The organism is Promicromonospora kroppenstedtii DSM 19349 (assembly GCF_000515355.1).
Classification (GTDB): domain Bacteria; phylum Actinomycetota; class Actinomycetes; order Actinomycetales; family Cellulomonadaceae; genus Promicromonospora; species Promicromonospora kroppenstedtii.
In genome coordinates, this window is sequence record NZ_KI911577.1 from 19161 (window position 1) to 20283 (window position 1123).

Annotated in this window: 4 protein-coding genes; 1 reads left to right on the forward strand and 3 read right to left on the reverse strand. The window is 67.3% G+C overall.

All coding sequences use genetic code 11. The features are described from left to right. The 3 genes from PROKR_RS33450 to PROKR_RS36725 all read right to left on the reverse strand — a co-directional run. Positions 1 to 297 (reverse strand): hypothetical protein (locus PROKR_RS33450; RefSeq protein WP_036959129.1); only part of this gene is annotated, 297 nt, incomplete at its 3' end. A 4-nt stretch (positions 298 to 301) separates the two neighbouring features. After that, positions 302 to 565 (reverse strand): hypothetical protein, encoded by a 264-nt coding sequence (locus PROKR_RS01645; RefSeq protein ID WP_036959130.1) that lies wholly within the window; start codon positions 563 to 565, stop codon positions 302 to 304. Between the two features lie 131 nt (positions 566 to 696). Beyond that, positions 697 to 1002: a phage tail tube protein gene (locus tag PROKR_RS36725; RefSeq protein WP_483823626.1), complete on the reverse strand. Its 306-nt coding sequence runs from the start codon at positions 1000 to 1002 to the stop codon at positions 697 to 699. On the opposite strand from PROKR_RS36725, the gene PROKR_RS36730 reads away from it, so the two are divergent. Beyond that, positions 917 to 1123: hypothetical protein (locus PROKR_RS36730; RefSeq protein WP_211239990.1), on the forward strand; the 207-nt coding region annotated here is incomplete at its 3' end. The genes PROKR_RS36725 and PROKR_RS36730 overlap by 86 nt on opposite strands.

The following is a 1123-nucleotide window of genomic DNA, read 5'->3' on the forward strand; positions in this document are numbered from 1 at the left end:
CCGCGCTGCCAGTTCGCGACCCCTCAGGGCGTCAGCGACCTCGGCCAGGAGGAGTGCGTCGAGCGACCACTCGTGGTCGTCGGGGTGCGTCGCCCGGTAGAAGGCCGAGGTGCGGGGGAGGTGCCGGATCACGGCGTAGAGCTCGTGCCAGGCAAGGGCGTCGGTGCCCGCGTGACGAAGGCGGAGCCCGAGGGCGATGAGGTCGGCCTCGATCGCCTCTCGGTGCTCGTCGTCGTCGAGCGTCGCCAGGAGGGCGTGCAGGTCGGCGAAGCCGAGCCCGTACACCGCCCGGATCACGCGGTCACTGAAACGCGGCGCTCAGCTCCCGCATGAGCTTCTTGCCGAACGCCTGGAACTCCTCGGAGGTCATCTCGTCGATGACCTCGACGACGTCCGCGCCGGCGACCTCCTCCAGGATCGTGAAGGTGAGGTCGAGCTCGTCGCGCCGGCGGTTGGCACGGAGCCACTTCGGCGAGCGGACGACGGAGAGGGACTTCTCGAAGGTGTAGGTCTCGCCGTTGTGGTCGAAGGAGAACAGGTCGGCGGTCTTGGTGGTGTCGCTCATGGCTGCTAGGCCCTTTCGTTCGTGGTGGTGCTAGGCCCAGGGGTGAGCAAAGAGAGCCCCTCCCGGAGCGGGCCTAGCGGGGGCTCCGGGAGGGGTAGGCTAGAGGCGCGCAAGGGGCCTTGCGCGACAGGTCAGGCGGTCGGCTTGCCGTCGTCGATGTACTTCACGGCGTTGGCGTTGAGGTCCGTGTCACGGAACGCCTCGATGGTCACCGTGTAGCCGATGAGCTCGCCGTCGTTGTAGGTCACCTCGCCGACCTCGTTCACCTGGCCGTCCGGGACGTGGATGCGGATCTTCGCGTCGCCGTCCTTCATCTCGAAGACGAACGACTTGTGCGGGAGCACGTCGGCGTTGATCTTCACGGTCCGGAGGGTGCCGGCGGACGGGGTCGCGGCGGTCACGGTGACGTTGTCGTCGCCGTGGACGGCCTTCAGCACGTCGGTGTTCAGCGTCTCCAGGAAGGTGAAGCTGTACGAGACGGAGAAAATCGGTCTGGAGGACCTTGACGATGTCACCGCCCCAGGCCTTGACCTTCTCGGTCGACCGGTCGGTCGTCTC

Excerpts from the sequence above, each read along its gene's own strand:
- PROKR_RS01645 (WP_036959130.1), bottom strand. The coding sequence starts at position 565 with ATGAGCGACACCACCAAGACCGCCGACCTGTTCTCCTTCGACCACAAC.